Raw genomic sequence first — 7,212 nt, forward strand, 5'->3', positions numbered from 1 at the left:
GCCATGGAAGAGAAGCTGCGCTTCGCCATCCGTGAAGGCGGCCGCACCGTCGGTGCCGGCATCGTCGTCACCATCAAAGAGTAATCGCCGGCGCTGCCGGTTGAGATCGGATGCAAAGGGGCGGTCTTCGGGCCGCCCTTTTCGATTCTGATATTCTGGCAATGGATTAACCGCATTGCTTCAAATCCTGTTGCAAGCGCCTCAGCCATAACTAGTATAGGTTGCATCGAGGGGGCTGCCCGAATGGTTCCATGGCGCCGTTTGCATAGTCAGGCATGGTGGTCGCTAGGGCTGATCTGCCTGGTGTCGTTGCTTGTCATGGGCCACGCTGCCTTCGCAGCGAATGCAAAGAAATCCACGTCGGAAAAATCCACGCCGGATCTCGGCCCGACGATGCGGTTCGTCGTCGTCCGCAGCAGCGCGCCGGGCTGCGAGCCGACCTGCCCGGAATGGATATCGGCGGAAGGCTCGATAGAAGCCGGCACGCCGGCCCTGTTCAAACGCACGCTGAAGGCGCTTGGCGGCCGAAAGCTGCCGATCGTCGTCGATTCCCCCGGCGGCAATGTCGAAGCGGCGCTGACACTTGGTCGCCTGATCCGCAAGAACAAGCTCGATATCGCCGTCGGCAAAACCCGCTTCGTCGGCTGTCTGCCAGATGTGAAGAACTGCAAGGAGAACGACGGCAAGGGCGCCCGTTATTTCGGCAATGCCTATGCCAACGGCGCCATCTGCAATTCCGCCTGTCCATTGATGTTTTCCGGTGGCATCCGGCGCGTGGTCGGGGAACGGGCCTTTCTCGGCGTCCATCAGATCACCACGACCTATATCCGGACGAAATTGCTGTACCGCACCACCTACCGCATGGTGAAAGGCAAGAAGAAGATACTCAGCACCAGGGTCGTCAGCCGGAAGAACGCCGGCAGCTACAAGACCTACGAGATGAATAAGCCGCTGGAGCGGAAGCTGGCGGCCTATCTGAAGGAGATGGGCGTCGGCCTGGGCGTGCTCGAGACCATGAAAAGCACGCCGGCCAGCAGCATCCAGCAACTGGTTCCCTACGACATGCTGCAAATGAATCTCGTCACCAGCCTGGATGCCGTCGACTTGCTGATCGCGCCAACGCTATGCAGATCCGATCCGTTGCCGTCGAGTTGCAGGGAAGTGCCGGCGCCGGCGAATATTGCGAAGCCGGCCGGCCAAGTGGTGGCGAGCGCCGAGCCTGCACCTTTAGGGCTCGAAACCCCGCCGGCGAAGGAGGTCGCTGACATGCGCTTCGTCCTCGTCCGCGGCAGCAACCCGCTGTGCAATCCCAACTGCCCGGAATGGATCTCGGCCGAAGGCGCAATTACCGCTGACACGCCCGAAAAATTGCGCCAACTGCTTGATAGCGTCGGCGACCGGCGCCTGCCCATCGTCATCAACTCGCCGGGTGGCGACGTGCTCGGTGCTTTGGCGGCCGGAAGGCTGATCCGCGAACGCAAGCTCGACGTCGCCGTGGCGCGGACGGATTTCATTGGCTGCGAGCCGCGGCAGGCCGACTGCACGGCCGAAGACGGCGTCTACAACGGGCTCACGGTCGATGCCGGCGGCGGTTGCGGCTCGGCCTGTCCGATCATGCTCGCCGGCGGTGTCAAACGCCTGGTCGGCCCGCGTGCGCAATTGAGCGTGCATTCGGTAGGGCAGGAGCAAAAGGTCAAGGCCTATCTCGAGGACATGGCCATCGGCCCCGGTCTGTTTACCGCAATTCAGCTGTATTCAGTCGAACGGCAGCTCGAACTCGACAGGATGCTGAAATACGGGCTGACAACCGGGCATCAATCGGCAGACGAATTGACAGGCCCCGGCATCTGCAGATCGGAGCCACGGCCGGAGAACTGCCGCGAAGCCTCGGGCGCCAAGGCTCAGGCCAGCACGCCCGTGAAATCATAGGCCGGTAAAATCGTAAGACAGGCATGATAGCCGCGGCCGACTGGCCATCGAGGCAGGTTGAGTGGCGCTCGATATTTCCGCTATCGTCCAGCGCGGTTGAAGACCAGCGGGAGGGATCGCGAATGAGCCAGGATGTCCCAACATTGTTCGAATGGGCCGGCGGCACCGAAGCGCTGAACCGTCTGACCCAGACCTTCTACGACAACGTCTCCCGGGACCCCATCGTCGGGCCGGTGTTCAAACATATGTCGCCGGATCATCCCGCTCACGTCGCGGCCTTCATCGGCGAAGTTTTTGGTGGACCGAAAACCTACAGCGAAAAGCACGGCGGCCATCGCGAGATGGTGATGCATCATCTCGGCAAGCATCTGACCGAGGAGCAGCGCCAGCGCTGGATCAATCTTCTCGCCGACGCCGCCGACGAGATCGGGTTGCCTGACGATCCTGAATTCCGCTCGGCCTTCATGGCCTATGTCGAATGGGGATCGCGGCTGGCCAAGATGAACTCCAACAAGGGCCCGACCTGCGACCCCGAGACGGAACCAATGCCGGCCTGGGGTTGGGGGGTGCCGGGCGGCCCCTACAAGCCGCCTTCGGGAAACTGACCGGGCGCGAATCGGTCGAAAACCCAGGAAAACGGGTGGCTATGCAGGCTTCGGTCCTCCAGGCTACGGCTTGAGGCCGTCGTCGACTGGCAGCGCCGCCTTGAAAACCGGAGGTTTGCGATGGGATCGGAAAGCAAAGAAAATTCTGACGGCAACCGCGGAACCCGAAACCCGTTCGGCGTCATGGATGTCCCCACTCCCAACGACGAGGAGGTGTCGGCGTTCGCCGCCGGCGTGAAACTGGAGGGAACTGCAAGCGATGAAAATGCCGCAGCCTGGGGCACCGAAAGCGACAGCGACCGCAACGACACCATCGAAGGCAGCTGGTCCAGCCGATGGAACGGCGGTGCCGACCCCACGATTCCAGGCGATAGCAAGGATAAATGGAAGTCTGGCCGGGGCGAGGTGAGGCGGCGGGAGAGAGAGTTTACCTGCTGTTCGATTGGCATGGTGGCGTGCGCAAGGGGCTCATCGATGCGCGGCGCGAGGGTGCTAAAGGGTTGGTGGGAAAATATATCAATCTGACCGACCCACGAATAACGCGTCCCTGGGTCGGCTTGATCGTCAGCAATCGACGGATCGACGGGAAATGGCCGGGAGGACGCCTGGACTTTCGAAGATGAAGGCCGGGCAGCGCACGTCGCTCTTTACAGAGCGCGCGGAAGCTTTTAGGAAGCGCCTGCTGCGCCGACATGCGCATACGGGCATAGCTCAGTTGGTAGAGCGGCGGTCTCCAAAACCGCAGGTCGTAGGTTCGAGCCCTGCTGCCCGTGCCATTCTTTGAATGGATGCCTAAAACGATTCTTTTGCAGTGCAGCCTTTGAAAATCGGCTTGTGACTTGCCATATAGCATAAGTCGCGGCATAAGGGCCGCATAGCCGGGACGGGACGACTGGATGGTTCCGAGGCGGCGTTTGGCCATAAAGCGGACACTTGCCACTTGCGTGGATCAAGAATCGGTTTTATGTAGACGAAACAGACACGCGACGCGTGGAGCTGGGAAGCCGGCTTTACGCGTCTGATTTGCATGGGCGAAATGATTGCGCTGATTCGGCGCGAACGCACGCTCAAGCGGCACGTCCCGGCCAGCGGGATCATCCAGGAGACCCGGCCAACGGGTCTTGCAGACAGAGCGGCATATGGCTTCGAAAACCACAAATCCCTTCACCTTTCTCCAGCAGGTTCGCGCGGAGACCGCCAAGGTCACTTGGCCGTCGCGGCGCGAAACGATGATCTCGACGGTGATGGTCCTTGTGTTCGCGGTCATCGCGATGATCTTTTTCTTTACCGCAGACGTGGCCATGGGCTTTGCGGTCGAAAAAATCCTCGGCCTCGGACAGTAAGTCCGGCGATTACGGAGAAGTCTTGAAATGACCGCGCGGTGGTACATCGTCCACGCCTACTCGAACTTTGAAAAGAAGGTCGCCGAGGACATCGAGAACAAGGCCAAGCAGAAGGGCCTGTCCGCCGACATCGAGCAGATCGTGGTGCCGACCGAGAAGGTCGTCGAGATCCGCCGCGGCCGCAAGGTCGATGCCGAGCGCAAGTTCTTTCCGGGCTATGTGCTGCTGAAGGCCAATCTGACCGACGCCGTGTTCTCGCTCGTCAAGAACACGCCGAAGGTCACCGGTTTCCTGGGCGACTCCAAGCCGGTGCCGATCACCGAAGCCGAGGCCCAGCGTATCCTGAACCAGGTTCAGGAAGGCGTCGAGCGGCCGAAGCCGTCGGTGACGTTCGAGATCGGCGAAGCGATCCGCGTTTCGGATGGACCATTCGCGTCCTTCAACGGTTTCGTCCAGGAAGTGGACGAGGAGCGGGCGCGGCTCAAGGTGGAAGTTTCGATCTTCGGGCGCGCTGTGCCAGTCGATCTGGAATTCGGACAGGTCGAGAAGGGCTGATCCGAAATCCCTGCACCGGTTTCGGCGGCAGGGAAGGCGGCGCGGAGATCGCGCGGCCAAAAAATGGGTGGGAGGCGAATGCGGCTTTAGCCGGCCGCGCGGACCGCACCACCAGACTGCAACCGCCGGCAAGACCGGCATGAGAAAAGGCAGGAAGAGAGATGGCTAAGAAGATTGCAGGCCAGCTCAAGCTCCAGGTTTCCGCGGGATCGGCCACGCCGTCGCCCCCGATCGGCCCGGCGCTTGGTCAGCGTGGCATCAACATCATGGAGTTCTGCAAGGCGTTCAACGCGCAGACCCAGGAAATGGAAAAGGGCTCGCCGGTTCCGGTCGTCATCACCTACTACCAGGACAAGTCGTTCACCTTCGTCATGAAGACGCCGCCGGTGAGCTACTTCCTGAAGAAGGCCGCGAACCTGAAGTCGGGCTCGAAGGAGCCGGGCAAGGTCAAGGCCGGCACGATCGGCCGCGACAAGGTGCGCGCCATCGCCGAGCAGAAGATGAAGGATCTGAACGCAAACGACGTCGAGGCGGCCATGCGCATGGTCGAGGGCTCCGCCCGCTCGATGGGTCTGGAAGTGGTGGGCTGAGATCATGGCAAAGATTGCAAAGCGTGTATCGAAGACCCGCGAAGGCATCGATCCCAACAAGGCTTACGCTTTGGGTGAGGCGCTGAAGCTGCTCAAGGATCGCTCCTCGGTGAAGTTCGACGAGACGATCGAAGTCGCGATGAACCTGGGCGTCGACCCCCGCCATGCCGACCAGATGGTCCGCGGCGTGGTCAACCTGCCGAACGGCACCGGCCGCAGCGTTCGCGTCGCCGTCTTCGCGCGTGGTGACAAGGCCGAGGAGGCCAAGGCCGCCGGCGCCGACATCGTCGGAGCCGAGGATCTGGTCGACATCGTCCAGAAGGGCACGATCGACTTCGACCGCTGCATCGCCACGCCGGACATGATGCCGCTGGTCGGCCGTCTCGGCAAGGTGCTCGGTCCGCGCGGCATGATGCCGAACCCGAAGGTCGGCACCGTCACCACCGACGTTACCGCCGCCGTCAAGGCATCGAAGGGCGGCGCCGTCGAGTTCCGCGTCGAGAAGGCCGGCATCGTTCATGCCGGCGTTGGCAAGGTCTCGTTCGACGTCAAGGCTCTGGAAGAAAACGTCCGCGCCTTCGCTGATGCGGTGACCAGGGCAAAGCCGGCTGGTGCCAAGGGCAACTACGTCAAGAAGGTGTCGGTCACCTCGACGATGGGCCCGGGCCTCAAGCTCGACGTCTCGACGCTCGCAGCGTCCTGATACGAACAATTGGATCGGCCGCTAAAACGCTGATCCGTGAAAGAATTCCGGGCCTCCGACATGTCGGCGGCCCGGTGCCGGAAGTCGAAAGGCTTCCGGACATCCTGTCCGAGATTGCAGGCGGCCCCCAAGCCTTAGGTGATGTGGGCCTTAATTCATGTGGGCCTGCATGAGACGGGTGAAGACCGGACAAAGGAGCCACAAGCTCCAATGAAAGGTTCGAACCGTGTTTGCCTTTTGTCTGCGCACCGTCCGGCTTGCCGGCAGGTGTGGCGAAAGGGGGCAGGATCCTCGAGCGTCGTTCGGGAGATCCGTTACTGGATGGCCCGGCCGGCAAAAGGCAACCCGACGCCTGTCCTTCGTAGAGGGCAGGGGTCAACTGGAGATAGGCAGTGGACAGAGCGGAAAAACGCGAACTCGTCACGGGCCTGAATGATGCGTTTTCAAGCGCTGGTTCAGTCGTCGTGGCCCACTACGCCGGTATCACCGTCGCGCAACTGAACGACCTTCGGTCGAAAATGCGCGCCGCCGGTGGCACCGTCAAAGTCGCGAAGAACCGTCTCGCCAAAATCGCTCTTCAGGGCACGGACTCCGCATCGATCATCGAGCTGTTCAAGGGACAGACGCTGATCGCCTATTCGGAGGATCCGATTGCGGCGCCGAAGGTCGCGTCCGATTTCGCCAAGGGAAATGACAAGCTCGTCATTCTCGGCGGCGCAATGGGCACCACCTCGCTCAATGCCGACGGTGTGAAGGCACTCGCCACACTTCCGTCGCTCGATGAGCTGCGCGCCAGACTGGTTGGCATGATCGCCACGCCGGCAACCCGGATCGCCCAGATCGTCAATGCGCCTGCGGCTTCGGTCGCGCGCGTCATCGGCGCTTACGCCCGGAAGGACGAGGCGGCATGAGGCCGTTCCTCGCTATCACAAACACACGTTCGAACCTTATGAAGGAACATTGCAATGGCTGATCTGGCAAAGATCGTAGACGACCTTTCGAAGCTGACCGTCCTCGAGGCGGCCGAGCTGTCGAAACTTCTTGAAGAAAAGTGGGGCGTTTCCGCCGCTGCTCCGGTGGCGGTTGCCGCTGCCGGCGGTGCTGCGGCTGCTGCTGCTCCGGTCGAGGAAAAGACGGAATTCGACGTCGTCCTCACCGAGGCAGGCGCTCAGAAGATCAACGTCATCAAGGAAGTTCGCGCCATCACCGGTCTTGGCCTCAAGGAAGCCAAGGACCTGGTCGAGGCGGCTCCGAAGCCGGTCAAGGAAGCCGTTTCCAAGGCCGACGCGGACAAGTTCAAGGCCCAGCTGGAAGCAGCCGGCGCCAAGGTTGAACTGAAGTAAGCGTTGAGTACCGGGGGGCCGGGGGGGGGCCGGCGCCCCCCCCTTGGCGGGGGCGGGGGGGGGGGGTAAGGGCCGGGTGGGGTAACCCGGGGGGGTGTAAACCAGTGCGCGCCCCCCCGTCAATGGCAGGGGGGGGGTGGCGGG

At 62.0% G+C, this 7,212-nt stretch carries 10 protein-coding genes and 1 tRNA gene; all 11 read left to right on the forward strand.

Annotated elements, in window-relative coordinates; genetic code table 11:
• Positions 1 to 84, forward strand: an 84-nt coding sequence (locus tag NKI95_RS33745; protein WP_455749504.1) for an EF-Tu C-terminal domain-related protein, incomplete at its 5' end; no start/stop codon positions are given.
• A 159-nt stretch (positions 85 to 243) separates the two neighbouring features.
• Entirely contained in the window at positions 244 to 1,929 is a 1,686-nt protein-coding gene (locus NKI95_RS33750) for a COG3904 family protein (protein ID WP_352722169.1), read from the forward strand.
• 122 nt (positions 1,930 to 2,051) lie between these two features.
• Entirely contained in the window at positions 2,052 to 2,534 is a 483-nt protein-coding gene (locus NKI95_RS33755; RefSeq protein WP_352722171.1) for a group II truncated hemoglobin, read from the forward strand.
• A gap of 120 nt (positions 2,535 to 2,654) precedes the next feature.
• Positions 2,655 to 3,059 carry a hypothetical protein gene (locus NKI95_RS33760; RefSeq protein ID WP_352722172.1) on the forward strand — a complete coding sequence of 135 codons (405 nt, stop codon included), beginning with the start codon at positions 2,655 to 2,657 and terminating at the stop codon, positions 3,057 to 3,059.
• Positions 3,060 to 3,234: 175 nt separating this feature from the next.
• Positions 3,235 to 3,310, forward strand: a tRNA-Trp gene (locus NKI95_RS33765).
• 363 nt (positions 3,311 to 3,673) lie between these two features.
• A complete protein-coding gene (gene secE / locus NKI95_RS33770; protein ID WP_023680439.1) occupies positions 3,674 to 3,877 on the forward strand; it encodes a preprotein translocase subunit SecE in 204 nt (67 codons plus the stop codon).
• Positions 3,878 to 3,904: 27 nt separating this feature from the next.
• Positions 3,905 to 4,432, forward strand: coding sequence for a transcription termination/antitermination protein NusG (nusG, locus tag NKI95_RS33775; RefSeq protein ID WP_006333333.1), 528 nt, complete (start codon positions 3,905 to 3,907; stop codon positions 4,430 to 4,432).
• A gap of 161 nt (positions 4,433 to 4,593) precedes the next feature.
• Entirely contained in the window at positions 4,594 to 5,022 is a 429-nt protein-coding gene (gene rplK, locus NKI95_RS33780) for a 50S ribosomal protein L11 (RefSeq protein WP_023680440.1), read from the forward strand.
• Between the two features lie 4 nt (positions 5,023 to 5,026).
• Positions 5,027 to 5,725: a 50S ribosomal protein L1 gene (rplA, locus tag NKI95_RS33785; protein WP_023680441.1), complete on the forward strand. Its 699-nt coding sequence runs from the start codon at positions 5,027 to 5,029 to the stop codon at positions 5,723 to 5,725.
• Positions 5,726 to 6,117: 392 nt separating this feature from the next.
• Complete coding sequence (gene rplJ / locus NKI95_RS33790) at positions 6,118 to 6,636, forward strand: 50S ribosomal protein L10 (protein WP_352722174.1); 519 nt, start codon at positions 6,118 to 6,120, stop codon at positions 6,634 to 6,636.
• Between the two features lie 54 nt (positions 6,637 to 6,690).
• Positions 6,691 to 7,068, forward strand: a complete 378-nt coding sequence (gene rplL, locus NKI95_RS33795; RefSeq protein ID WP_023680442.1) for a 50S ribosomal protein L7/L12 — start codon at positions 6,691 to 6,693, stop codon at positions 7,066 to 7,068.
• Positions 7,069 to 7,212: the final 144 nt, after the last annotated feature.

This window comes from Mesorhizobium sp. M0306 (genome assembly GCF_040321655.1).
Taxonomy (GTDB): Bacteria; Pseudomonadota; Alphaproteobacteria; order Rhizobiales; family Rhizobiaceae; genus Mesorhizobium.

What these genes read in the sequence shown, in the direction of transcription:
- NKI95_RS33750 (WP_352722169.1), top strand. Translation starts at nt 244, where the DNA reads ATGGTTCCATGGCGCCGTTTGCATAGTCAGGCATGGTGGTCGCTAGGG.
- rplK (WP_023680440.1), top strand. Translation starts at nt 4,594, where the DNA reads ATGGCTAAGAAGATTGCAGGCCAGCTCAAGCTCCAGGTTTCCGCGGGA.
- NKI95_RS33760 (WP_352722172.1), top strand. Translation starts at nt 2,655, where the DNA reads ATGGGATCGGAAAGCAAAGAAAATTCTGACGGCAACCGCGGAACCCGA.
- secE (WP_023680439.1), top strand. Translation starts at nt 3,674, where the DNA reads ATGGCTTCGAAAACCACAAATCCCTTCACCTTTCTCCAGCAGGTTCGC.
- rplA (WP_023680441.1), top strand. Translation starts at nt 5,027, where the DNA reads ATGGCAAAGATTGCAAAGCGTGTATCGAAGACCCGCGAAGGCATCGAT.
- nusG (WP_006333333.1), top strand. Translation starts at nt 3,905, where the DNA reads ATGACCGCGCGGTGGTACATCGTCCACGCCTACTCGAACTTTGAAAAG.
- NKI95_RS33755 (WP_352722171.1), top strand. Translation starts at nt 2,052, where the DNA reads ATGAGCCAGGATGTCCCAACATTGTTCGAATGGGCCGGCGGCACCGAA.
- rplL (WP_023680442.1), top strand. Translation starts at nt 6,691, where the DNA reads ATGGCTGATCTGGCAAAGATCGTAGACGACCTTTCGAAGCTGACCGTC.